We start from the raw sequence: 24,183 nt of genomic DNA on the forward strand, positions 1-24,183 counted from the left end.
CCCAGTCTCGCGGACTGCCGTGCGTGGTCGGTCCGGCAGCGTCTCCGTGTGGCGGTTACCGGACGAACTTCAGCACGGCCGACCCGATAGACAACACCGCTTTCCGCATCGGTTCCGGCATGCGCGGGCCGACGACCCCTCGCATCGTGTGTAACGGCCCGCCCTGTTTGACGAGCAATTGGTATCGAAACGGCCCTCGGGCGTCTGTGATCGTTCGCATCTCCTCATCGGAGAGCTCGAAGTCGAATACGTCGAGGTTCTCTCGGATGTACCGGTCGGTCGAGCTCTTGGGAATCGCGATTACCCCGTCCTGCTGGATCAGCCAGCGCAGCGAGACCTGCGCTGCCGTCTTCCCGTAACGATCGCCGATTGCCGTGAACGTCTCGTCCCTGACGACGCGTCCTTCGGCCAGCGGGCTGTAGGCGGTGACGAGAATGTCGTGCTCCTGGCAGTACGCGACCAAGTCCCCGTGGACGTCTGTGAAGTACGGATGGTACTCGATCTGGTTGGTGAGTATCGGGGTCTCTGCGACGTCTCTCGCTCGCTCCAGCAGTTCGATCGAGAAATTACTGACGCCGATGTGCCGGACTTTCCCGTCGGCGACCAGCTCGTCGAGCGCTCGAAATACCCCTTCCATGTCCCCGTCACGTTGCCACCAGTGGACCAGAAGGAGGTCCACGTAGCCGGTCCCCAGACGGTCGAGACACCCCTCCGCTTCGGCCAGAAACCGGTCGTACGTTAGCATTTCTTGATAGCCTTTCACCTTCGTCGTGAGGAAGACGTCTTCGCGGTCGACGTGTGACTCGGCTATCACGTCACCGATGACGGATTCGTTGTCGTACGCCACCGCGGTGTCGAAGTGGCGGTACCCATTTTCGAGCGCGGTCCGGACGGCCTGCGCACACTCTGCTCCCTCCATCTGGTACGTCCCGAATCCGATCCTCGGGACGGATACTCCGTTCGCACCCGCGAATTCGTCCATGTCGGTCACAAGATGATCCCACTGAGGTAATAAGTAACAACTTATTACCGACTTACACATATCCTATCGAGTCAGCGACCGAACAGTGGTAGGGTGGAGCATACGTTGGCAGGGTGCGTATCCTCACAGGAGCACAAGTTAGGCCGGAATCCTGGTCGACATGTCTCCGTGTCGACTGTGCGTTCCGCATTCAGCACGCTTTCCCACTCAGACGCTGAGCGCTTCTACAGCGTCAGGCATCCCCTAACGGGGACGGTGACTCGCGCTCAGTCGTCGCTCGGCGCGGCGCCTGCAGCCCGACGGCCCGACCCGGCCTGCGAGACGATACCCTCGTTCGCGGCGACCCAGCGCAGCAGGAGGAACGCGAAGACGTACTTCGCGAGGATGTCGAGGCCGGAGTAGCCCCACGAGGTGACGCCGACGCTCAGGAGGGCGAGCCCCTCCGAGCCCAGCGCCCAGAGAATCGGGTAGCCCAGCCACAGCACGACGGTCAGCGTGCGGAGCGTCTGGAATATCTCGCTCGTCCCGGCGGCCGCCGCCGCACCGCTCCACTCGACCAACAGGATGTACAGGACCGCAAGGAAGAAGGCACAGCTGATCCCGTAGAACACCCACCGGAAGAGGTACGACGAGGTGATCAGCGCGGCCGCGAGGCCGGTCACACACATCCCGACGTCCATCGTGATGGCGGTGAAAATCGAGGTCCGGTCGGCGTCGGCCAGCAGGCCGAGCGCGAGGAGAATCATCGGCGTCGAGAGCGTCCACGTGAGGTACCGGCCCCACGGCGAGAGGACCTGTTCGCCGGCGAGCGGATGTCCGGCCGGCATCTCGAGGAAGCCGACGGTCAGCCCCGAGGCGAGGCCGGCGTAACTGGATATCGAGACCAGCGGCACCAGCAGCGTCGCGACCCAGATGAGCTTCGCCCGCGGCGACTTGACGTCCCTGCCCATGTAGACGAAAAGCAGTATCGCGAGGCCGGCGAGCGCGATGTTCACCCAGAGCGACGACTGCAGGAGGACGTCTGACTGTATCTCCCGCAGTGCGTCTGCCTGTGTCGCCTGCAGGACCGTGTTCGTTGCGAGTGTCGACATACGATTCCTGGTGGGGCGAGAACGGACATATGAACGTACCCCAACAGGGTTGGGTCGGGGGCCCGCTGCCGTGATGAGCCATGTGGCCGCGGGGACCGCCAACGAGTCGGGACGGGGGCTACTCGGGGAACAGTTCCTCCTCGCGGTCGATTGCCTCGATGCGCTCGACGTCTTCCTCGTCGAGGTCGAGAGCGGCGGCCGCGAGGTTCGCCTCCAGGTGGGCTCGCGAAGACGCCTTCGCGATGGCGACGATGTTGTCGTACGAGGTGACCCAGGCGAGACTCACCGCGGCCGGCGTGGTGTCGTGCCGGTCGGCGATGGCCCGGAGCGTCGGGTCCTCGAAGACCTGCCCGCCCGCGAGCGGTGAGTACGCGACCAGCGGGTAGTCGTTTCTCTGGGCGTCCTCGAGCAGTGCCCGCTGCCAGAAGAAGGGGTGGAACTCCACCTGGTGGGCCGCGATGGGGCTCTCGAGGTGGTCGCGAGCGACGGCGAGGGCCGCTGGGTCGAAGTTCGAGAGGCCGACGTGGCGGGTCAGACCGTCCTCGCGGACCGCGTCGACGGCGGGCAGCGTCGTCGCCGGGTCGTAGTCGCCCCGCGGCCGGTGGACGTACAGCAGGTCGACGGCCGACAGGCCCAGTCGCTCGAGGCTCGCCTCGGTCCCCGGGCGCACGTCGGTCTCGGACAGACTGTCGATCCAGAGTTTCGTGGCCACGGTCAGGGCCTCGCGGTCGACATCCGCCGCGGCGATGCCCTCGCCGACGACGCGCTCGTTCCCGTATATCTGTGCGGTGTCGACGTGCCGGTAGCCGACGTCGAGGGCGGTCGAGACGACCGACGCCGCCTCGACGCCCATGGTGCCGAGTCCGACCGGTGGCAGGTGCATGGGGCGATACTCGCGGTGCCGGCTCAAGGGGGTGTCGGTCCCGGCGGCGCCTCAGGTATCCAGCAGCGACTCCAGGAGGTTCAGCTTCGCCCGGCGGAGGTGCTGGTGGAGCGTCGGCGAGGCGATGTCAAGCGCGTCAGCCAGTTCCTCCGCGGTCGTATCGCGGGGCCAGGCGTAGTAGCCCGCGAGGTACGCGGCACGCAGCACCTCGACCTGCCGGTCGGTCAGCTGGTCCAGGACGGTCCCGCCGTCGCCGCCGGCGTCTCTGTCGCGCGGTCGCTCCTGCTTCGAGGCGAGGCGCAGGTCGTCGATATCGGCCGACAGCGTGCGGTGTATCGTTCGCGGGTCGGCGTCCACCGGGGCCTCCGCGGTGATGGTGAGTCGGTCCCCGTTGGCGACGATGTCGATGGGTCGCGCGCCCACGTCGAGCAGTGCCGCCTGGTAGGCCCGGGTCACCGTCAGCTCGAGGCGGCCGCCGTCGCCGTCGCTCCGGACCACTCGCCCGCCGGTGACGGGGTCGGTCTCCAGACAGGTCTCGAGGACCGCCTCGGGGTCGGCGCCCTCGACGGTCACGTACTGGAGGTACTCGTCACCGATGTCGATACACCCCGTCGCCGCCAGGTGACAGCCGTGCCGGCGGGCGACGGCCACGAGCCAGATGTCCTCGTCCTCGGACTCGAACTCGAGTTCGACCACCCGGTCTTCCAGCAGCAACTGCCTGTTCTGGACGGCCGTGAACGCGAACCCGACCATCTCGCCGAGGACGGTGAACGCCTCGATGGCCCGGTCGCTGAACGCCTCGGGTCGATTGGCGTAGACGAGCAAGGCGGCGTGGACGACCCCTTCGTGGACGAGAGGGACGATCGCTGCGGACCGGAAGTCACGAGCCAGCGCCTCCTCGCGCCAGGGGGTCATCCGCTCGTCGGCAGTGACGTCGTGGATGACCTGTACCTCGCCGGTCTCGACCGCCGTCAGCCCGGGGTCGTCCGCACGGTCGGTCTCCCGTGAGCGCTCCGCCACGATGTCGTGGTACTCCTCGCCACCGCCCGCGCCGGTCTTCCAGACGAGGTGGTTCTTGTCGACGGCCCGCTCGCCTATCCAGGCCAGTTCGTAGTACTCGGATTCGACCAGGCGTTCACAGACCAGTTCCTCTATCTCCTCGACGGTCACGGCGGCGCCCAGCGCCCGGATGACGTCCTGGATGAGGACCTGAATCTGGGTGAGCGTCTCCAGCTCGTCACGCTGGGCCTCGAGTTCCCGCTGGCGCTGCTTGTGTTCGGTGATGTCTTGATGGATACCGACCATCCGCTGTGGCGCGCCGTCCGCGTCGCGTTCGAAGACTCGCCCGAGGTCCCGAATCCAGCGATACTCGCCCGACTTCGTCCGCAACCGGTGGTCGAACTCGTAGATGTCCGTCTCGCCGTCGAAGTGACGCTGAATCTCGTTCCAGGCCCGGTCCAGGTCGTCCGGGTGGACCAGCTCCTCCCAGGTCTCGACTCGGCTATCGAGTTCCGACTGGTCGAATCCCAGCATCCCCGTCCACCGTTCGTCGAACTGGACGTCGCCAGTCTCGACGTTCCAGTCCCATACCCCGAGGTCCGCGCCCTCCAGCGCCAGTTCGAGGCGCTCGGTCGTCTCGTTGAGTCGGCGTTCGCGCTCGCGCAGTTCGGTGACGTTCTGGGCGACGGCCATCCCCGCGATGATGTCACCCGCCGCGTCCCGTATCGGGAGCACCTTCACCGAGTAGTCCTGGTCGGCGAAACTATCCTCGAAGGTCCGCTGTTCGCCCGCCAGCGCGTCGCGGTACGCGTCCTCGAGCAGCGCGGCGTTGTCGGGCGGGAATATCTCGCCCGGCGTCTTGCCGATGAAGTCCGCCGGCTCCAGCCCCAACCGCTCCAGGTCCTGGCCCCCGGCCTCGAGGTACCGCAGTTTCTCGTCGAACAGGAACACGCCGCCGCTTGGGAAGTTCCCGACGAGGTTATCGAACAGCTCCTTGTACCGCTCGAGCTCGCGCTGACGCTCGAGGCGCTCGGTCACGTCGCGTGCGACCCCCATCAGGCCGAGGTAGCCGTTCTCGGCTCCGTCTATCAGCGTGTAGTGGACCGAAATCTCCCGTTCGGTCCCGTCTGCCCGGACGAACGTGAGGTCGACGGTGGCTTCCTCGCAGTCCGGGTCGGCGACGAGGCGCTGCACCATCTCCTGGGCCTCGGCGAGCTGGCCCTCGGCGAGCACCTCCGAGGCGTGTTTCCCGACCAGCGCCGCCTGGTCGTACCCCAGCATCGACGCCATCGCCTCGTTGCAGAAGTCGATGTTCCCGTTCGCATCGAGTGTGTACAGTCCGTCCTGGGCGAACTCGACGAGCAGGTCCAGCAGTCGCTCGCGGGTCTCCCGCCGGACCTGTTCGGTGACGTCCCGGAGCTGGACGAGTCTGAGCGACCCGGCGGCCGCCGGCAGGGCCGACTCGTCCCAGAGGAGGTGCCCGTGGTCCGGGACGCGGACGGTCACCGGGCCGTCAGGGCCGTCCCGGAGTCGCTCGAGCGCCGCACGTCCCTCCCGTGTCTCCGTGAGAACTCGCTCGGCCCAGTCGTCGACGTTCGTCACGGGTGGGCTCGCATCCGGGAGCCGCGAGGCCAGCGGGGCGCTCGACCAGACGACAGTGCCGTCGTCCTCGACGAGCACCACCGTCTCGTCCTCGTGGGCGCGGCGCTCGATGTCGTCTACTGTCGCCTCCAGTGCGTATTCCCGCCGGTCCGTGTGGGGACTGGTCACGCCGACGATCTTCTCCGCCAGGAACTCACCGTAGCCCCCCTCGCTGTCCTTCTCGACGATGGTCGTCGCGGCCGAAAGCACCGCATCGTCGAACGCCGCGGGGTCCCGGTCCGTGTAGACGATGACCGGACAGTCAAGGCGTGCGAGCAACCGCTCGACGGGCCCGTCGAGCCCCTCCGGGTCGAGTACCACGCAGTCGATATCGCCGGTGGCGACATCGAGGGCGGCCTCGACGCTGGCGACGCTGGCCATCGATATCGAATCACGGCGGTCCGTTATCGCCTGCCGGGTCGCCTCCCGGAGTGTCGCGTCCGCGTCGACGTACAGCACGTCGATGGTCGCCGCCGAGGCGCCGTCGTCGGGATCGACCAGTGGCCCGTCGTCCGATCGCCGCCCAGGCATCGTCTCACGCATTGGTGTGTGTGCTCATACCACGCAATCTGGACCTAATACTTTTGCGTCTCCGTCATACCGGCCGCTTCGGCGACCGAGACCAGCGTCAGCCAGGTGTTGACGCCCGCTCTGAGCGCGACCAGATCGCTCGCCTCGACGGTCACCGTGAGGACGGCCCCCTCGCGGTCGAGCGTGGCCGTCGTCCGGTCGCCTTCGATGGCCCCGACTTCGGGGCGGACGCTGCGCTCGACGCTGCGTGCCCGCTCCGTGTCGTCGTACTCGACGGTGAGAACAGTCCGGTGGGCCGCGCCGGGTGCGGACACGTCAGTTGACGTCGATTTCCTTGACGTCCGGCGACCGCTCTTTCAGCAACACCCGGTGCCCGCAGTAGGGGCAGCGGACGCCGCCGTACTCGTCGAGCGTCACGTCGCGCTTACAGCGTGAACATTTGTAACTCATGAGGAGATCTTCGTTCCGGAGCTCCGTTATTCTTCGTCCTCGGCGAGCGCGGCGCGAATGGAGCGGCGGACCGTCTTCCCGCCGGGAGTTTCGGGCCGGTAGCTGCCGCCCGTGAACGTGTAGTCACAGGAGCTGCACTGCCAGATGCCGGTGCCCTGCCGCGAGACGTCCTTGTCGCCACAGCTCGGGCAGGCGTGGTCGTCGTGCATCTCTCCCTCGATCTCGGCGACGCGGCGTCGCGCGACGCGACCGTAGCGGGCACCGAAGCGGCCGGCGCTCCCGGTTCGTCCCTTCTTTTTGGCCATAGTGTTCTCCAGTCGGCACAGCGGCCACATAAGCCCTTCGAGATACGGCCTCAGCACGCGCTGTCCGGCCCGCGCGGGTGTGTGAGCGGGTCCCGTGGCGCCGTGGCCACAGCGCCTTTCCGGCCGGACCCAGTAGACGCCCGGTGCCATGGACGAGGTACTCGACGTCGTCGACGTCGTCGCGGACTCGGGATTCGAAGGCATCGTCACCTGGCTGTTGCGCCTGGTCGGTCTCGTGGCCGTCCTGGCCGGCCTGGGCCTGTGGCTGTTCACCGAGATGGGGCTCCTGATCCTGCCCGCCGTCCTCATCCTCCTGGGCCTGGTCCTGCTCGTGGCCCCCTCGGTGCTCCTGCTCGCAGCGGAACTGACCTGAGAGGGTGGTCGTCCGTCACGCGAGTTCGGCAGCGAACTGCCAGCGCGGCGCGTCTATCGGCGACGTCGTCGGGGTCCGCGATAGCACGGGCGTTCTAGCTCTCCAACCGTTGCGTCGGCTCTCTCGGTCCCCTTCGTCGTCGATACTCTTTCGGTGGTGAGTTGGCCAGAAGGGATTCCTGCAGCATCCATCGAGCCGGGGTTCCCCCGTGGAACCCACCGATGGCGATTCTCGAGCGGTCTCTGCTCTGGAGCCGAGTCCTTCAGAAGGGCGGTTGTTCCACGTGTAGTTCCCAGAAGGCCGGATCCTCGTACTTCGGATACGTCACTCGATAGCCAACTCGACGACCGATAGGTGCGAGGACGGTCGCCAGCGGGTGGGCCACGGCCGGTGGCGGCGACGTGAAGACCGTGTCGTCTGCCAGCTCGTCAGTCCACACCATGCCCTGGAGGAACTTCGGCTGCCCGGCGTCGCTCACTAACCCATCGTGAGCGAGGCCGAACAGCGTCTTGATCAGTGGGAGCGTCTTTCCGGGCGGTTCGACCGTGCCGATGGCCGCCGCGAAGCTGTCGCCGTCGTAGCGAGGTTTGTGCACTCGCCCGGCCGGCACCGTGCGTGAGTCCCCCGGTGAGACGCGATGCGGTCTGCCGTCGATGACGACCGTCAGTTCGCCGGCGATGCCCTCGAAGGTCTCGTCGTACCCCACGTGGTAGTGCTCTGGAGGTCCTTCTCCAGCGCTCAGATAGAGCGCGCTATGATACGTACCGCCCGTGTCCTCCGGGCGTTCGAGTTCGGCGACCCATTCCTGCGACACCGGGTTCGACACGAGGGGACCGGTCCGCTCCCGGAGTGTCTCCGCGAGGACGCTGTCGGGGTCGACCTCGAACCCGCTTCCGGGAATCGGCTCGCCGTTCCTGTCGAGCGTTCGCCCCACTCTCGTGGATTTCATGCTAGACACTACCACGCACAAAAGATTAAGATTCGGGACTGCGCGGGCGTCTCACGTTCGCATCACCCGCACTCCGCTATCGGGTCCGTGGACCACCAAAACCGATTTGACGAAAATTGTCGTACGGTAACATATGTCGAACACTGACGAACACACGGGTCCGCATCGCGTACTCGACCACGAGGGCTTTCCGGGCAGGTGGGTGATCCTCGAAACGGCCGAGGAGACCGACGGTGACCGGTTCAAGACGCGCATGGAACTGGACGAACGGGGGGAGTTACCGCCACACCGCCACCCGTCCGCCGAGGAGAGCTACGAGGTCGTGACCGGCGAACTGGAGGTACAGGTCGGTGGGGAGTGGACGACGCTCTCGGCCGGCGAGAGCGTCGTCGTGCCGCCAGACACGGAACACGCGTTCAGGAACCCGGGTCCCGCCGAGGTGATCAACGTCCATCGACCCGCGATGCGGTTCGAGGAGTTCTTCCGGGGGTTCCACGCGCTGAAGACCGAACGCGGGGTCCCGATGCCACCGGATAGCCTCGGGTCGGCAATCTTGCTCGCCATGCTGGTCGTCGAACACGAAGCCGAACAGCGCGTCGTCAGCCCCCCGCACTGGTCGTTCAAGTTGCTGGCCCGCGTGGGCCGCGTGCTCGGGTATCGACTTCCCGAATGAGTACGTGTGGCACTCAGGCGACGCTGCCAGCAGGTTACCGACAGTATCCAGTACGCCACGGGTCACACACTCTCGGGCTCGACAGCGCCGAGCACTGCGACGCTACCCACTGCGGTTCGAACGTCCACGACCACTGAAGGTGATGGCGCTCCCAGTCGGCGGTGATGCCCGTCACCGACACCCTCCGCGAGCGCCTCGACCGCCGCGCGCCGGCGACCAGCGACCGGCTCTCCGAGTCGGGGTTCCTGCTTGCCGGCGCGACGGCCGGCGCGCTCGGGTGGGGCGGCACCCAGCTGCTGGCGTGGGTCGACACGGCCGCGTCGGCCGTCGTCGCGACGGGGCTCTGGGCCGTTCTCGTCGCCGGGTTCGCCGGCGTGACCGTCCTGCACGGTCCCGCGGACACCCGATTTTCCGACCCGATGCTCGTCTGGGGGAGCGTCAACGGGACGGCGATGCTGCTCACCGTCGGGGGGCTGGCCGGACTCGTCCCGCCGGTCGTCGCGTTCTGGGGCGCCTGGGCGGCCGCCGCGGCCGTCGGCTACTGCTGGACCGGCGGCCTGCTCGAGGGGGCCGGCCACCCCGAGCGCGGCCGCGGCTACCTTCTCTCGGGCGTCGTGGCGCTCGCGGTGCTCGCGGTCGGAGCGGTCTCGTTTCCGGCGCTCGAGCCGGTCGCGTTCCTCGTGCTGGGCGTCCTCCACGTCGTCCCGCTGGCGCTCGACGCGCGGCGAGTGCGGTGAGACTCCCTCGCTGTCAGTCCTGTAAGCCCGCCTCGTGGAGCGCCTCGTTCAGGTCCGCGCGGACGTGTTCGCCCAGTTCTCGGTCGCCGGCCGTCGTCACCACGCGGTTCTCCTGGACGCTCGACCCGTCGCGGATGAGCACCCGGACGTTTCCGTTTCCGTCCGCGCGGGTCGCCTTCGCCCGGACGCCGGTCGGGGAACTGGCCCCGCCGGCGTCGATGGGCCCGGGGATGACCTTCTTCACGTGGGGGTGGCCGGCGACGGTCTGGATGACCCGCTGGCCGGCGCGGCCGCCGATGAGCGTCGAGTGGCTCCCGCCCAGTTTGTCCGCGGGCGCGGCGTCGACCACCTCCAGCGCGGGGTCGCCCTGGCGGTCGATGACCCGCCCGACCGGGTCCTCGCCCTCGACGCGGAAGAACTCGTGGTGCAGTTGGCCCCGCACCGCGCCGATGACCGCCCGGTCGCCGGTGACGTACACCTCCTCGGGCCGCTTGCGGCGCACCTCGTCGGCGACCAGGCCGGCGAAGTTCCGCAGTTCGACGACGCCCTTCTCGCCGTCCTCGGCTTCCGGCGTGGTCGTCACCGTCCGCTGGCCGACGACCTCGCCGTCGGCGATACAGGTGACGGTCGCACGCTCGCGCTCGAGTTCGAGGACGACCACCTCGGTGTTGGCAGTGTGACAGACCAGGCAGTAGTCGCCCGGGCGGTCGAGTGGCGTCGCACACTGCCGACAGTCCATGCAGGGAGGTTGGGTCGCTCGTCCGGATAAGCGAGGCGGTTCGGAGCTGGGGCCGGCACCGCGTTCCCCCGGTCCCGACCGCCCGGTGGGCTTTTGCCGGCGCCGCCCGACACCGTCACCACGGATGTCCCGTGCCCGGACGCTCCTGTTGTTCGTGGCAGTGACGCTCGTCTTCGGGACGGCCTTCCCGGCGGTCAAGGCCGGGCTCGACTTCTTCCCGCCGCTCCTGTTCGTCGGGTTCCGCAACTATCTCTCGGCCGCGCTCCTGCTGGGGTACGCCGGCCTCCGCATCGAGTACCGAGTGCCCCGCGAGCGCCGGGACTGGGCGGCCGTGCTGGCCGGCGGGGCCTTCCTCGTCGGTGGCGTCGGATTCGGGTTCGTCGGCCAGCAGTTCATCACGAGTGGCGTGGCCGCCGTCATCTTCAGCCTCTCGCCCATCGTCACGGGCCTGTTCGCCTGGGCGCTGCTCCCCGAGGAGCGCCTCGTCGGCCGCGACTACCTCGCGATACTGCTTGGCTTCCTCGGCGTTGCGATAATCGTCAGACCCGACCCCGGGGCGCTGCTGGACCCCACCGTCGTCGGCAAACTCCTGGTGTTCCTCGGCGTGGCCGTCGTCGCCCTCGGTACCGTCCTTGTCAGGCGGAGTCGCACCGCGATGCCGGTGCCCGCGCTGACCGGGTGGGCGATGGTCGTCGGGGCGACCATCCAGGTGGGCGTCGCGGCCGCTGTCGGCGAATCCGTCGCGAGCATCCGGGTCACGCCGCTGGCCGTCGCGACGCTGGGGTACCTGAGTGTCTTCGCTGGCGCGCTGGGCCTCGTCTGGTACCTCGTCCTGATGGGGGCCGTCGGCGCGGTCCGGGCGAACCTGGTGACGTACCTGACGCCGGTCGTCTCGCTGCTGCTCGGGTGGGCGTTCCTCGACGAGCGGATTCAGGCGCTGACGCTGGTGGGCTTTGCCGTCATCGTCGCCGGGTTCGCCCTGCTCCAGCGGGGCGACCTGTACGCGGAACTCGCCCGGTACCGGGCGCTGTTCCGCTGAGGCGGGGCGACTACTCGTCGGGGTCGCCCTTTCGGAACTCCCGCAGGAGCACCGTCGCGTAGCTGCCCTTCGGGAGCGAAAAGGAGAACCGAAGGTCGGACCCCTCGCGCTCGACGCCCAGGTCGGTCCTGACGAGCACCGCCCGTCGCGTCCCGGTGCTGTCGAATGCCCCGGGCAGGTCGAAGTCCGCCGGGTCGACGCCGACGTCCTCGAGGACCGCTCGCTCGATGTCGCCCGGGTCGCCGTCGGCGAGTTCCGTCTCGGTGCCCACGAGCGGCGCGGTGACGAACGCCCGGCCGCGCTCGCAGTGGCGCTCGACGGTCCGCAGGCGGCTCTCGGTGACTCGCTGCGTCCGGTCCGGGTCCGGCAGCGCGAGGTCGGCCGGGGCGTCACTATCTGTAAAACACACCACGTCGCCCGCGACGGGCCGGTCGAACGGGAGGCCCCGCTCTAAGCGCGCCGAGAGGATGCGGTTGTAGACGTAGGACTGGGCGGCGTTGACGAACAGCGTCTGGAGGTTCGTCGGGAGCGTCTCGAGGGCCGCGCGAAAGTCCGCGGGCGTCTCGCCGCCGTTCTCGACCAGCGTGTGACACATCGACCGCTCGTAACCCAGCGCCCTTGGCAGGCGGTCCAGCGCGCCCGTCCAGTCGTGGGTCTCGTCGACGTACGCGCGGGCCTCCCGGGTGGCCTCGGGTTCGCGCTCGTGTTACCGACGTAGGCGAGCACCGCGTCCTCCCAGGCCCCGCGGACGATGGCCAGGCCGACCTCGTGGGTGACCGGCCGGCGCGACCCGAACCGCTGCTGGCCGAAGTAGTTCGGGACGCCGACCGTCAGGGCCGCGTCTGGCAGTGTCGCCCCTTCGACCGTCTCGTCGCCGCCCCCGAGCGCGCGCAGGTCCGCGATCACCGAAGCGGCGTTCGCCGGCTCGTCGGCGTCTCTGACGACGATCTCGAAGGCGTTTCCCGCCAGGTCGCCGAACAGGATGGGGCGGCCCGCGCGCCCGACCACGTCGACCGTCGCCCCGTCGAGGGCCGGCAGGTCGCCGGCGTCGACGCCCTTCACCGAGAACAGCTGCGTGGTGACCGCGCGCTTGTCCTTCGTGCCCGCCCAGGAGACCCGCTCTCTGGAGATGCCCAGGCGGTCCGACAGCGCGCTCGCGAAGTCGTTGGTGTCCCAGTTCTCGAGCTCGGCCCGGAAGACCAGGTGCGGGTAGGCGCCGGTGTCGGCGTCGACGGGCTGGGTCTCGAAGGCCTCCAGCTCCGTCACCCGGAAGTCCGCGGGCGAGACTCGCAGGCGGCCGCCCACGCCGTCGGCGTCGCTGACGTAGTACTCCATGCCGACCGCGCGCTCGAGTGGGTGGGCGGGACGCATCGTTGCTCTGTCTGTTCGCCCGCCGGGCTTAGGGTTGGCGTTCGGGCCTCGACGGCTCACTCGTAGGCCTCGAACTCCCGGCCGAACGCGAGGAAGTAGGCGACGCCGGCGGTCCCGACGGCCGACGCGACGCCGAAGGTCAGTTCCGGGCCGGCACGGAGCGTCAGTCCCGCCAGCGAGACCGCCCAGTCGCTGCCGTAGAGCCACCCGCCGAGGGCGGCGCTCGGGATGACGACGGTGTTCCGGACGAGGTAGTAGGTCCCGGTGACGCGGCCGCCGGCGTCCTGCTCGGCCGGCCCGACGATGAGCGCCTTGTGGGCCGGCAGGCCGGCAAAGCGCAGGCCGGAGTACGCGAAGACGGCGACCAGCAACCACTGGTTCGGCGGCGTGAGGATGAGCACCACGGGGAAGAGCGCGTAGACCGAGAAACCAAGCGCCACCGCCGGCTTGAGGCCGGTGTACTCCGCCAGCCTGGCGACGGGGGCCATCGAGAGGATGGCGACGACCATCTCGACGCCCAGCAGGACGCCGAAGAAGGCGTCGGGCCGGAGGTCGAACCCGAACCCGGTGAACCCCACGGCCAGAAAGTCCGTGACGACGATGACGAAGAAGACGTAGACCATGCCGTTGGCGAACCGCACGAGTGTGTCGGCGACCAGCAGCGGGCGGAGCGTCCGGGGCATCCGCCGGAGGTCGGCCAGTATCTGCCCGACGCCCTCGAAGGACTTGCCGATGGTGTCCTCGCTCGCGTCGTACAGGCGGTGCTGGGCCACCGTCGCGACGACGCCGAAGCCGATAGCGACCAGCAGGACCCACTGGAACCCGACGACGAACGTCGCGCTCGCGGCGAGCAGGGCCGCCGCCAGCAGCGGGCCGACGAGGAACCCGACGCGGCGGAACACCTCTGTGCTGGCAAAGCCCATCGCCAGGCGGTCCGGCGGCACGCTCTGTTTCACGATGGCGAAGGTCGCTCCCAGGCCAAACGACTTCCAGGCCTGGGCGAGAAAGAGCCCGACGAAGACCAGTCCCCACGCGGGCACGGTGACCGGGCCCAGCGCGACGCCGCCGACGACGGACGCCAGGTACCAGAGCCCGAACCCCAGGGTGGCGAGCGTCGCGAACGCGCTCAGCGCGAACCGGGAACCGATGCGGTCGGAGACGGCGCCGCCGGGGTAGGGGTACAGTGCACTGATGAGGTTGCCGACGCTCCCGTAGAGGCCGATGACCCCGGCGCTGGCCCCCAGCAGGCGCAGGTACTCCGGGATGTACCGACTCGTCATCTGGAAGGCCAGGCTGAACGCCAGCATCGACAGCGAGAGGACGAGGACGTCCCGCTCGAGCGCGAAGAACTGGCGGAAGGCGTCGAGCAGGTCGACGCTGTCGTCTCTGCCGGTCCCGGAGTCGGCGGCCATGGCAGTCGGTTCGGAACAACTCCACTTAATTCCCTGAACCGCCGGCTCCCGAGGGCTATAGTGCCGTACGAACCGGTACGTACCCCACGACACCGGCACGTCGTGGAACTACCCAGCAGCACACGACAGCCCGCGTGGCCCTGATATCTCAGGGGCCGGGCTGGCGACGTCGCACGTTCTCTCCGCCAGTCGAACCGGTCCACGGCGTCCCCCCTCGCACGGCGAGCTCTGGGCTGGTGGATACCGGCGAGCGGCCTTTTTTCGCGGCCCCGTCGACGCGAGCTCGACGCCACTTTCTTTGGCGTCGTCGGCCACGTGCCCGGCCGGTATGAGCGGGTCCGAGCTCGGCCTCGCGGAAGCTGTCTCGATGGCACTGGGCGGGATGATCGGTGGCGGCATCTACGCAGTGCTCGGCGTTGTCGCCGGTATCACCGGGCCAGCGACGTGGTTCGCGTTCGTCGTCGCGGGCCTCGTCGCGGCCTGTGGCGCCTACTCCTACACGGTGCTCAACGGCGTTGACGACGCCCACCAGGGCGGTTCGGTGTCGTTCGTCCAGCGGTTCGTCGGCAACTCGACGCTCGCCGGGATGACCGGGTGGACGCTGCTGGTCGGCTACGTCGGGTCGATGGCGATGTACGCGTTCGCCTTCGGCGAGTTCACCGTCGCCCTGGACGCCGTGCCGGACTCGGTGGCTGCCGTCCCGCTGCGCCCGCTCGTCTCCGTGGCCGCCGTCGCGGGATTCGTCGGCCTGAACCTCGTCGGGGCCCGCGCGACCGGCGTCGTCGAGAACGTCCTCGTCGCGGCGAAGGTGATGGTGCTGGTCGCGTTCGGCCTCGGCGGCATCGTCTACGCGACGTCGTCCGGGTCGACGACGATCTCGCTGGGGGCCGACCAGCTGCCCACGTTCGGTCCGGTCATCGCCGCGGCGGTCTCGTTCGTCGCCTTCCAGGGCTGGCAGCTCCTGTTCTACGACCAGGAGAGTTTCGAGGACCCGTCGGATACCATCGGGCGGGCGGTCGCCATCGCCATCCCCGCCGCGGTCGTCGTCTACGTACTCGTGGCCGTCGCGACGGTCACGCTGGCGCCCCAGGCGGTAACGAAACACCCCACACGGCGCTGGTGAAGGCGGCCGGGAACATCCTCGCCCCGGTCGGTCTCTCGGCGGTCGGATACGTGGGGTTGACACTCTCGGCGCTCGTCTCGACGGGCAGCGCGATCAACGCGACGCTGTTCTCGGCAGGCTACTTCGCCCGTGGACTCGTCCAGAACGACCTCCTGCCCGACAGGGTCGGCGCCAGTAGCGAGAGCGGCGCGCCGAAGCGGATGCTCGTCATCCTCGGCGTGGTGACGGCCGCCTTCGCCGCCTCCGGGAGTCTGGGGGCGATAACCTCGTTCGCCTCGCTCGCGTTCATCGTCGTCTTCGGCGGGGCGAGTTACCTCGCGTTCCGCGAGCGCGGCCGGGACGCCGTCCACCCCGTGCCCCCGGCACTCGGCGTCGTCGGGACGAGCGCGTTCTTCCCCCTGCTGCTCTATCACCTCTATCGAGCGGAGCCCCAGACGCTCACGGCGGTTGTCGGCATCGGCGTCGCCGTCGTCGCCGTCGAGCTGCTGTACTTCGAGCGCGACGTCATCGAGTCGGAGGTCGCGACGATCGAGCACCGACTCCAGGACGGAGAGCATCCGCTCGACGACTGAGAACCGCGAAAAGGGACAGACACGAGCTGGGACTCGTGTGTGGCGACGGCGTGGCCGCCGTGGGGCGGCGACCTGGTGCCAACCGTCGACCGTCGCCTGGTGAAACCGCCGGTGGCCGGAACGGCCGCGAACGGTCCTTCGACGCGCTATGCACCTCCGCTGTCGGATTCGTCGTGCCACCGCTGGAGCCGACCGGACGTCGCCGCAGTTCGCTCGCCGGGGGCCGACGGACCGTCCGGGAACGCTCGTGACTGCTCGTCCAGCATCCAATAAATTAGGCTGGCCTAAAACTGTATAACGTTGTCGGTTTCCGCCGGGCCGGTCACCGGGTCACCCGGACCGCACCGCCGGCCTCGAGGCCGAAGGCGTCGTCCCCGCGGCCCCGGTTCACCGCGAGTTCGACGCTGCCGTGGCTCCCGACGGTCACCAGTCGCTCGCCCGGATCGACGGCGGCGTAGGCCCGACGGACGGGGACGTCTTCGCCGTTTACCATCACCGATTCACCGAACCGGTCGGCGAGGACGTCACCGGGAACGTTGGTGATGACGTTCCCGAAGCCGTCGACGACGAGCACCTCGCCGACCGCGCCGTCGACGTTCCGGTCGGCGGCCGGGAACTGCAGGTCGACGACGCCCTCGGTCCGCGTCGCCCGGTCGAGACTCTCCAGGGAGTCGACGCCGGCCTCGTGGACCGTCGCGGCGGCGGGCGCGAACACGTCGCGCCCGTGGAACGTCGTGCTCGCGACGTCCTCGTAGGCCCAGGTGAACACCTCGGGGTCGTCGTCGAGCTCGCGGGCGGCCGGCAGGAGGACCCCGTTGTCGGGCCCCACGAGCGCGTGCTCGCCGGCCCGGACCACGAGTGCGTCCCGGTCGGTGCCCACGCCGGGGTCGACGACGACGCAGTGGACCGCCGGCGGGAAGTACGGCAGCGTCTGTGTCAGCCAGAACGCCGCCGCCCGGACGTCCTGGCGGGGGAACTCGTGGGAGACGTCGACCAGGCGGGCGTCGCACTCGCTGGCGATGACCCCCTTCATCGCCGCCGGGTACGGCGTCCCGAAGTCGGAGCTGAGCGTAATCATCCCTCTGGGTCGCCGACGGACCGACGGGTCTCGTCGTCGCGCTCGTCCTCGGACGTGTACCGGTCCAGCGAGTCCGTGTCGGAGACGTACTGGAGGCGCTTGACGCCGTGGCACTCCTCGATGACGTCGACGACGGCCGCCGGGACCCGATCGCGCCAGGATTCGTCCCTGATTATCCGCTCGCGGATCTCGGAGCCCTCGAGTCGCTCCCGGTCGAACATCGGCGACTGGCGCACCTCGATGCCGGACTCCTCGAAGAGTCGCACGACCAGCGGGTTGTTCGAGTACGCGACGTCGAAGTCGGGACACATGCTCTCGACGTGGCTCACCCACACCGCGTTGCGGTTGATGTCCTCGAGCGGGACGACGTACGTCGTGAGGTCGAACTCGGCGACGGCCTTCGTGATCATCATGATCCGCTCGCCGGCGGTGAAGGGGTCGTGTGTCGTGTGGGAATCGTCCGCGCTCCCGATACCCAGCACCAGCTCGTCCACCTCGTCCGCGATGCGTTCGACCATCGCGTGGTGGCCGTCGTGGTAGGGCTGGAAGCGGCCGATATAGAACCCGCGCATACCCGTCTGTGTGACGGGCGGTTTGATAAACCCGACGACGAGCGCCCACAGCGTCAGTAGGACCCAGTTATTCGACTGCAGTCTCGCGGTTCTGGCGGTGTGGCAACGGCGGACGTGGGGAGAAAGTATATCAGTCGACAGTCCTTCCACTGATACGTTAGAAACGTTTGTATGAGCGACAATACCGACACAGACGCGGCTCCCGACCCTGAACGGGAGGCCGGTGACGCCGAGGATGGGACGGCAGGCGACGGCATCGAGGACGTGTCGTCCGACACCCCGGCTGACGAACCGGCCCCCGACGAACCGACGGGTGACGGGGCTTCGTCCGAGACAACGCTGGGCAGCGACGTGACGGTCGACGGCGAGTCGAACCTCCGTGACGAGGAGGAGCACCTCCTGGGCGGGCTCGACATCGAGAGCACCGCCGACATCCAGGTCCCCGAGCGACTCGTCGACCAGGTCATCGGGCAGGACCACGCCCGAGACGTCATCAAGAAGGCGGCCAAGCAGCGCCGCCACGTGATGATGATCGGCTCGCCCGGGACGGGCAAGTCGATGCTCGCGAAGGCGATGAGTCAACTGCTCCCCCGCGAGGAACTGCAGGACGTGCTGGTCTATCACAACCCCGACGACGGCAACGAACCGAAGGTCCGGACCGTGCCGGGCGGCAAGGGCGAACAGATCGTCGAGGCCCACAAGGAGGAGGCCCGCAAGCGCAACCAGATGCGGACCTTCCTGATGTGGATCATCATCGCCATCGTCATCGGCTACTCGCTGATCATCGTCCAGCAGATCCTGCTGGGCATCCTCGCGGCCGGTGTCATCTATCTGGCCTTCCGCTACGGCTCGCGTGGCAGCGACGCGATGATTCCGAACCTGCTGGTCAACAACGCCAGCCAGAAGACCGCGCCGTTCGAGGACGCCACCGGCGCCCACGCCGGCGCGCTGCTGGGCGACGTCCGCCACGACCCGTTCCAGTCCGGCGGGATGGAGACGCCGAGCCACGACCGCGTGGAACCCGGCGCCATCCACCAGGCCAACAAGGGCGTGCTGTTTATCGACGAGATCAACACGCTCGACATCCGCAGCCAGCAGAAGCTGATGACGGCCATCCAGGAGGGCGAGTTCTCCATCACGGGCCAGTCCGAGCGCTCCTCGGGCGCGATGGTCCAGACCGAGCCCGTCCCGTGTGACTTCATCATGATCGCGGCCGGGAACTTAGACGCGATGGAGAACATGCACCCCGCGCTCCGCAGCCGTATCAAGGGCTACGGGTACGAGGTGTACATGGACGACACCATCGAGGACGACGCCGAGATGCGCCGGAAGTACGCCCGCTTCGTCGCCCAGGAGGTCGAGAACGACGGGCGGCTCCCGCACTTCACCGAGGACGCCGTCGAGGAAGTCATCCTCGAGGCCCGCCGCCGCGCCGGCCGGAAGGGCCACCTCACCTTGAAGTTCCGCGACCTGGGTGGGCTGGTCCGCGTCGCCGGTGACATCGCCCGCGCCGAGGACAAAGAGCGCACCAGTCGCGCCGACGTCCTCCAGGCCAAGCGCCGCTCCCGGTCCATCGAGCAACAGCTCGCGGACAACTACATCGAGCGCCGCAAGGACTACGAGCTCACCGTCAACTCCGGCGAGGTCGTCGGCCGGGTCAACGGCCTCGCGGTCATGGGCGAGGACAGCGGCATCGTTCTCCCCGTCATGGCCGAGGTCACCCCCTCGCAGGGGCCCGGCCAGGTCATCGCGACCGGCCAGCTCCAGGAGATGGCCGAGGAGGCCGTCCAGAACGTCTCGGCCATCATCAAGAAGTTCAGCGACGAGGACATCTCCGAGAAGGACGTCCACATCCAGTTCGTCCAGGCCGGCGAGGGCGGCGTCGACGGCGACTCCGCTTCCATCACTGTCGCCACCGCGGTCATCTCCGCGCTGGAGAACGTCCCGGTCGAGCAGAACATCGCCATGACCGGTTCGCTCTCCGTGCGGGGCGACGTCCTCCCGGTCGGCGGCGTCACCCACAAGATAGAGGCCGCCGCGAAGGCGGGCCTCGATACGGTCATCATCCCCGAGGCCAACACCCAAGACGTGATGATCGAGGACGAGTACGAGGACATGATCGAGATCATCCCGGTCTCGCACATTTCCGAGGTGCTCGAAGTGGCGCTCTCCGGCGAACCCGAGAAAGACTCGCTGGTCGACCGCCTCAAGTCCATCACTGGCAAGGCGCTCGAACACGAGGTCGGCCGCCAGGGCGGCAGTCCCAGCCCGCAGTAACCCGTGCCCGAGTGGGCCGCCTTCGTCGGCCTCACGGGCCTCCTTCTAACCGCGCTACTCGCGCTCGCACGGCTCTCACAGGACGCGCTCGAGACCGACGGTGGCGGCCTCACTGCCGCCTCCGACACGCTCCACCCGGGTCGGGTCGCCGACGGCCCCGACCCGACCTATCCCCGCTTCGAGACGGCGGAGGCCGCCGCCCAGCGCCGGCAGTTCGAGGGGCGGTTCTCGGGGCCCGACCTCTCGGCCGGCGCGCTGTTCGCGAACGTCGCGCTCACCCAGGGCCTGTTCGGGGCGCTCGTGGTCGGCGGCGCCGTCTTCTTCGATATCCCGGCGACGGCCTTCGGTATCATCGATGCGCCGCTCTCGACGGGCTTCCCCGCACTCGCCGTCGGCGTCGCTGCCGGCGTCGGCTTCTGGGTCGGCAACGAGGTGGCGGCGTCGCTGGCCGACGGCTTCGGTGCCGCCGTCGACGAGTCGCTGCGCGAACTCCTCGCTCCCGACTCTCCGGCCGGGTGGGTCGTCCTCCTGGGGCTCGTCTTGCCGACCATCGCCGTCGTCGAGGAACTGCTCTTTCGCGGCGCGGCCATCGGCGTCCCAGTCGCCGGCCTCGGCGCGCCGGCGTGGGCGATGGCCGTCGTCTCGTCGGTAGCGTTCGCCCTGGGACACGGCGCGCAGGGCCGTGCCGGTGTTTTAGTCACGGGCGCGCTGGGGCTGGGCCTGGCGGGCCTGTTCGTCCTGACCGACAGCCTGCTGGCCGTGGTCGTCGCCCACTACCTGGTGAACACGCTGGAACTGGTCGTCCACGAGGGGCTGGGCGTCGACCGACTCTCGCTCTAGAGCCCCTCGACGATCCGGAGCTTCTGCTCGACGGCCGGCGGCGCGCCGCTCGGGCCGTCTCGCACCCGGTGGTCGGGAATCAACAGCGGCACCGGGTTGGCGTCCAGCGCCTCGCGGACGAGGTTCAGGTCGTCCATCTCCTCGGCCGAGAGGTCCGGCGTCATCGAGGCCACCTGCTCCACGGAGGCATTCTCGCCGTAGGGTATCTGCCGGACCGCCTCCAGCACTTTGCGCTGGTCGGTCGGGACCGTCAGGCCGACGGTCACGTCCGTGAAGTCGTCCCTGTTCCCGGTGAGGTAGTCGTCGATGCGGTCCAGCAGCGGGTGGTCCGCGCCGGCGTCTGCGTCCGGTTGCGTGGGGAACGAGACGGAGATGATGCGGTCCCCCGCCTCGCCCAGCTGGACGTACCGCTCCAGGTAGTCCGACTCGCGGGCGTAGATACCGGCGTCCCCCGTCGGTGCGGTCATGTCCCTATCCTCGGCGGGTCGGCCCTTCAAGATTCGCCCCCGTGACGGGGTCACTCCGCGGTCGGCGTGACGGCGGGCGCCACCGATGCTGGTCCGGCTCGACTACGCAAGTCTTATGTACATCTCTGTACGTTAGTGTACGGTAATGGACGCTAGTGAGGGAGAGATGGCACCTGAGGTCGCCTCGATACTGGCGGCGGCCCGCGAGCGCGGCGGCGGTGGCGAGCGCGTCTCGGTCGACGACGTGCGGTCGCTGCCCGACGCCGTCGCCAGCGCCGAGGCCGACGGCCGCGTGCCACTCATCGCGGAGGTGAAACCGACGAGTCCGACCGCCGACGGCGAGCGGACCGACGACCCGGTCGCACTCGCCGAACGGATGGTCGCCGGCGGGGCGGCCGCGCTGTCTGTGCTGACCGAACCCGACCACTTCGGTGGCTCGGCCGAGACGCTCCGGCGGGTCCGCGAGGCCGTCGACGTGCCGGTCCTGCGCAAGGACTTCGTCCTCTACGAGGACCAACTCGACGTCGTCGAATCGGACGTGATACTGCTCATCGTCCGGTTCCTCGAGGAAGACGGGACCGACGACCTCGCGGACCTGCTCGCAGCCGCCCACGATCGCGGGTTCCAGGTGCTCGTCGAGACGCACACCGAGGCCGAGGTGGAGAAAGCGGTCGACGCCGGCGCCGAGTTCGTGGGCGTCAACAACCGCGACCTCTCGAAGCTCGAGGTCGACCTCTCGACGTTCGAGCGCGTCTCGGCGTCGGTCCCCGGGAGCGTCACCCTCATTGCGGAAAGCGGCATACACACGCCCGACGACGTCACGCGGATGCGCCGTGCCGGCGCGGACGCGCTGCTCGTCGGGTCGGCCATCATGGACCACGGCGGTGATTCGGACGTGACCGAGAACACCCGACGACTCACGGAGACACAGACATGAGCACGGACGACGCACACGACCCCAAGTTCGGCGAGTACGGCGGACAGTACGTCCCGGAGGCGCTGATGCCGGCCATCGAGGAGTTGACCGACGCCTACCGGCGCTACGTACTGGAAAACGAGGACGGCTTCATGGACGAGTTCCGGGAGCGACTGGCCGACTTCGGCGGTCGGCCGACCCCGCTCCAGTACGCGGAGCAACTCTCGGAACGGTACGACACGGACGTCTACCTGAAACGCGAGGACCTGCTCCACGGCGGCGCGCACAAACTCAACAACGCGCTCGGACAGGTCCTGCTGGCGAAGTACATGGGCAAAGAGCGCATCATCGCCGAGACCGGCGCGGGCCAGCACGGCACCGCGACGGCGATGGCCGCCGCCCACCTGGACATGCCCTGCGAGATCTACATGGGCGAGACCGACATCGCGCGCCAGCGCCCCAACGTCTTCCGGATGCGCATCAACGGCGCGGAAGTCAACCCCGTGACCGTCGGCCGCGGGACGCTCAAGGAGGCCATCTCCGAGACGATGCGCGACTGGGCGACCACCGTCGAGACGACTCACTACGTCATCGGGAGCGTCGTCGGCCCGCACCCGTTCCCGAAGATGGTCCGGGACTTCCAGTCGGTCATCTCCGAGGAGGCCCGCGCGCAATGTATCGAGAAGACCGGCGGCCTGCCCGACGCGGTGCTGGCCTGTGCCGGCGGGGGGTCGAACACGATGGGCGCCTTCGCGGAGTTCGTCGACGACCCCGAGGTGGACCTCTACGCCGTCGAGGCCGGCGGGTCCTCGCTGGAGGTCGACGAGGAGAACGGCGTCGCGCCGAACTCCGCCTCGCTGTCGACCGGCGGCGAGGGCGTCTTGCACGGTGCGCGGACGAAACTCCTACAGGACCGCGACGGCCAGATCATGGAGTCTCACTCCGTCTCCGCGGGGCTGGACTACGCCGGGGTGGGCCCGGAACTCGCGTATCTTGTCGACGAGGGCCGCGTGACGCCGGTGAACGTCGACGACGACGCCGCGCTGGAGGCGTTCCACCGCCTCTCGCAGGACGAGGGCGTCATCCCCGCGCTGGAGACGGCCCACGCCTTCGGCTACCTCGAGCGGGTAGCGGGGCCCGCCACGGACGGTCGAGCGGCGGAGCCGCGAGACGAACACCACGACGCGGTCGGCGACACCGTCGTCGTCAACGTCTCGGGCCGGGGCGACAAGGACCTTGAGACGGTCATCGAGGAGACGAGCAAACGCGACCTCTCCATCGCGCCGGACATGTCTGTCTTCGAGCGCGTCGGTGGGGGGATGCTGTGATGAGCCTCGAAGACGCCTTCGCCGACGAACCGGCGTTCGTCCCCTATCTGGCGGCCGGCGACCCGAACTACGAGGCGTCGCTGGCGTACGTCGAAGCCCTCGCCCGCGGCGGCGCGGACGTCATCGAACTCGGCCTGCCGTTCTCGGAACCCATCGCCGAGGGCAAGACCATCCAGAACGCAATCGTCCGCTCGCTGGAGGCCGGGATGACCCCGACGCGCTTCTTCGAGTTCGTCTCCGACCTCGACGTCGAGGTTCCGATCGTCTGCATGACCTACTACAACCTGATTTATCAATATGGCGAGGACGAGGGCCCACGTCCCTTCGTCGAGAAGGCCGCCGAGGTCGGCATCGAGGGCTTCGTCGTCCCCGACCTCCCTGCCGAGGAGGCCGGGCCGCTCCGCGAGGCGTGCGACGAGTTCGGCCTCGATCTGGTCTTCATCGTCGCCCCGACGACGAAAGGTGAGCGCTTAGAGAAGATGCTGGACCAGGTCTCGGGGTACGTCTACGTCCAGGCGCGCCTGGGTGTCACCGGCGCTCGCGACGACGTCGACGACGCCACCGAGGAGTCGCTGGCCCGCCTGGCCGACTGGGACGTCCCCAAGGCCGTCGGCTTCGGTATCAAGACCGGCGAGCACGCCGAGCGCATCGTCGCGGCCGGCGCGGACGGGATCATCGTCGGGTCCGCGCTCGTCGACATCGTTGCCGAGGGCCACGAGTCCGGCGCGTCGGTCGACGACGTGGCCGACGAACTCGAAGCCAAGGCCCGCGAGCTCAAGGAGGGGGGCCCTCCGGGGGGCACAGGAACGTCCGCAACCGGAACGCACATAATCGC

At 68.6% G+C, this 24,183-nt stretch carries 23 protein-coding genes and 2 pseudogenes; 11 read left to right on the forward strand and 14 right to left on the reverse strand.

Annotated features, from left to right (window positions below; genetic code table 11):
• Window positions 1-55: 55 nt before the first annotated feature.
• The 7 genes from P1N55_RS17625 to P1N55_RS17655 all read right to left on the reverse strand — a co-directional run bounded on the left by P1N55_RS17625 (window position 56) and on the right by P1N55_RS17655 (window position 6,912).
• Window positions 56-1,042, reverse strand: a complete 987-nt coding sequence (locus P1N55_RS17625) for an aldo/keto reductase (protein WP_379689061.1) — start codon at window positions 1,040-1,042, stop codon at window positions 56-58.
• Window positions 1,043-1,248: 206 nt separating this feature from the next.
• Window positions 1,249-2,073 carry a halorhodopsin gene (hop, locus tag P1N55_RS17630; RefSeq protein ID WP_276276784.1) on the reverse strand — a complete coding sequence of 275 codons (825 nt, stop codon included), beginning with the start codon at window positions 2,071-2,073 and terminating at the stop codon, window positions 1,249-1,251.
• 118 nt (window positions 2,074-2,191) lie between these two features.
• Window positions 2,192-2,956, reverse strand: coding sequence for an aldo/keto reductase (locus P1N55_RS17635; RefSeq protein WP_276276785.1), 765 nt, complete (start codon window positions 2,954-2,956; stop codon window positions 2,192-2,194).
• 51 nt (window positions 2,957-3,007) lie between these two features.
• Complete coding sequence (locus tag P1N55_RS17640; protein ID WP_276276786.1) at window positions 3,008-6,127, reverse strand: PAS domain S-box protein; 3,120 nt, start codon at window positions 6,125-6,127, stop codon at window positions 3,008-3,010.
• Between the two features lie 44 nt (window positions 6,128-6,171).
• The gene (locus P1N55_RS17645) at window positions 6,172-6,441 is read right to left on the reverse strand and encodes a KEOPS complex subunit Pcc1 (protein ID WP_276276787.1); all 270 of its coding nucleotides are present in this window, start codon (window positions 6,439-6,441) and stop codon (window positions 6,172-6,174) included.
• Between the two features lies 1 nt (window position 6,442).
• Window positions 6,443-6,577, reverse strand: coding sequence for a DNA-directed RNA polymerase subunit P (locus P1N55_RS17650; protein WP_162316872.1), 135 nt, complete (start codon window positions 6,575-6,577; stop codon window positions 6,443-6,445).
• A 26-nt stretch (window positions 6,578-6,603) separates the two neighbouring features.
• Entirely contained in the window at window positions 6,604-6,912 is a 309-nt protein-coding gene (locus tag P1N55_RS17655; protein ID WP_276278761.1) for a 50S ribosomal protein L37ae, read from the reverse strand.
• A gap of 118 nt (window positions 6,913-7,030) precedes the next feature.
• Here P1N55_RS17655 and P1N55_RS17660 point away from each other — a divergent pair, with 118 nt between their 5' ends.
• Entirely contained in the window at window positions 7,031-7,255 is a 225-nt protein-coding gene (locus P1N55_RS17660) for a hypothetical protein (protein ID WP_276276788.1), read from the forward strand.
• Between the two features lie 262 nt (window positions 7,256-7,517).
• Here P1N55_RS17660 and P1N55_RS17665 read toward each other — a convergent pair whose 3' ends face one another.
• Entirely contained in the window at window positions 7,518-8,204 is a 687-nt protein-coding gene (locus P1N55_RS17665) for a cupin domain-containing protein (RefSeq protein ID WP_276276789.1), read from the reverse strand.
• 133 nt (window positions 8,205-8,337) lie between these two features.
• On the opposite strand from P1N55_RS17665, the gene P1N55_RS17670 reads away from it, so the two are divergent.
• Both P1N55_RS17670 and P1N55_RS17675 read left to right on the forward strand, forming a co-directional pair.
• On the forward strand, window positions 8,338-8,877 hold the full coding sequence (locus tag P1N55_RS17670; RefSeq protein WP_276276790.1) for a cupin domain-containing protein: 540 nt from the start codon (window positions 8,338-8,340) through the stop codon (window positions 8,875-8,877).
• Between the two features lie 164 nt (window positions 8,878-9,041).
• A complete protein-coding gene (locus tag P1N55_RS17675; RefSeq protein ID WP_276276791.1) occupies window positions 9,042-9,614 on the forward strand; it encodes a hypothetical protein in 573 nt (190 codons plus the stop codon).
• Window positions 9,615-9,627: 13 nt separating this feature from the next.
• On the opposite strand, the gene P1N55_RS17680 is transcribed toward P1N55_RS17675, so the two are convergent.
• A complete protein-coding gene (locus P1N55_RS17680) occupies window positions 9,628-10,353 on the reverse strand; it encodes a DUF2103 domain-containing protein (protein ID WP_276276792.1) in 726 nt (241 codons plus the stop codon).
• Window positions 10,354-10,477: 124 nt separating this feature from the next.
• Here P1N55_RS17680 and P1N55_RS17685 point away from each other — a divergent pair, with 124 nt between their 5' ends.
• A complete protein-coding gene (locus tag P1N55_RS17685) occupies window positions 10,478-11,392 on the forward strand; it encodes a DMT family transporter (protein ID WP_276276793.1) in 915 nt (304 codons plus the stop codon).
• Window positions 11,393-11,402: 10 nt separating this feature from the next.
• On the opposite strand, the pseudogene truD reads toward P1N55_RS17685, so the two are convergent.
• Both truD and P1N55_RS17695 read right to left on the reverse strand, forming a co-directional pair.
• Window positions 11,403-12,763 (reverse strand): annotated as a pseudogene (truD, locus tag P1N55_RS17690) (tRNA pseudouridine(13) synthase TruD).
• A gap of 56 nt (window positions 12,764-12,819) precedes the next feature.
• A complete protein-coding gene (locus P1N55_RS17695; RefSeq protein WP_276276794.1) occupies window positions 12,820-14,175 on the reverse strand; it encodes an MFS transporter in 1,356 nt (451 codons plus the stop codon).
• A 328-nt stretch (window positions 14,176-14,503) separates the two neighbouring features.
• Here P1N55_RS17695 and P1N55_RS17700 point away from each other — a divergent pair, with 328 nt between their 5' ends.
• Both P1N55_RS17700 and P1N55_RS17705 read left to right on the forward strand, forming a co-directional pair.
• On the forward strand, window positions 14,504-15,298 hold the full coding sequence (locus P1N55_RS17700; protein WP_276276795.1) for an APC family permease: 795 nt from the start codon (window positions 14,504-14,506) through the stop codon (window positions 15,296-15,298).
• A 50-nt stretch (window positions 15,299-15,348) separates the two neighbouring features.
• Complete coding sequence (locus tag P1N55_RS17705) at window positions 15,349-15,870, forward strand: APC family permease (protein WP_276276796.1); 522 nt, start codon at window positions 15,349-15,351, stop codon at window positions 15,868-15,870.
• A gap of 322 nt (window positions 15,871-16,192) precedes the next feature.
• Here P1N55_RS17705 and P1N55_RS17710 read toward each other — a convergent pair whose 3' ends face one another.
• Entirely contained in the window at window positions 16,193-16,948 is a 756-nt protein-coding gene (locus P1N55_RS17710) for an SAM hydrolase/SAM-dependent halogenase family protein (RefSeq protein ID WP_276276797.1), read from the reverse strand.
• Window positions 16,945-17,520 carry a nicotinamide-nucleotide adenylyltransferase gene (locus P1N55_RS17715; RefSeq protein WP_276276798.1) on the reverse strand — a complete coding sequence of 192 codons (576 nt, stop codon included), beginning with the start codon at window positions 17,518-17,520 and terminating at the stop codon, window positions 16,945-16,947. Before P1N55_RS17715 ends, P1N55_RS17710 begins: the two co-directional genes overlap by 4 nt.
• A 171-nt stretch (window positions 17,521-17,691) precedes the next feature.
• Between P1N55_RS17715 and lonB the strand changes: the two genes are divergently transcribed.
• Both lonB and P1N55_RS17725 read left to right on the forward strand, forming a co-directional pair.
• Entirely contained in the window at window positions 17,692-19,797 is a 2,106-nt protein-coding gene (gene lonB, locus P1N55_RS17720) for an ATP-dependent protease LonB (RefSeq protein ID WP_276276799.1), read from the forward strand.
• A gap of 3 nt (window positions 19,798-19,800) precedes the next feature.
• Window positions 19,801-20,637, forward strand: coding sequence for a CPBP family intramembrane glutamic endopeptidase (locus tag P1N55_RS17725; RefSeq protein ID WP_276276800.1), 837 nt, complete (start codon window positions 19,801-19,803; stop codon window positions 20,635-20,637).
• On the opposite strand, the gene P1N55_RS17730 is transcribed toward P1N55_RS17725, so the two are convergent.
• Window positions 20,634-21,104 (reverse strand): MGMT family protein, encoded by a 471-nt coding sequence (locus tag P1N55_RS17730; protein ID WP_276276801.1) that lies wholly within the window; start codon window positions 21,102-21,104, stop codon window positions 20,634-20,636. The two genes, P1N55_RS17725 and P1N55_RS17730, sit on opposite strands and share 4 nt — an antisense overlap.
• A gap of 145 nt (window positions 21,105-21,249) precedes the next feature.
• Here P1N55_RS17730 and trpC point away from each other — a divergent pair, with 145 nt between their 5' ends.
• From trpC to trpA, 3 genes and pseudogenes are all read left to right on the forward strand, one after another.
• Window positions 21,250-22,041: an indole-3-glycerol phosphate synthase gene (gene trpC / locus P1N55_RS17735; RefSeq protein ID WP_276276802.1), complete on the forward strand. Its 792-nt coding sequence runs from the start codon at window positions 21,250-21,252 to the stop codon at window positions 22,039-22,041.
• Window positions 22,038-23,348, forward strand: a complete 1,311-nt coding sequence (trpB, locus tag P1N55_RS17740) for a tryptophan synthase subunit beta (protein WP_276276803.1) — start codon at window positions 22,038-22,040, stop codon at window positions 23,346-23,348. Before trpC ends, trpB begins: the two co-directional genes overlap by 4 nt.
• Window positions 23,348-24,179 (forward strand): annotated as a pseudogene (gene trpA, locus P1N55_RS17745) (tryptophan synthase subunit alpha). Before trpB ends, trpA begins: the two are co-directional and overlap by 1 nt.
• Window positions 24,180-24,183 lie beyond the last annotated feature (4 nt).

This window comes from Haloarcula regularis, assembly GCF_029338315.1.
Classification (GTDB): domain Archaea; phylum Halobacteriota; class Halobacteria; order Halobacteriales; family Haloarculaceae; genus Haloarcula; species Haloarcula regularis.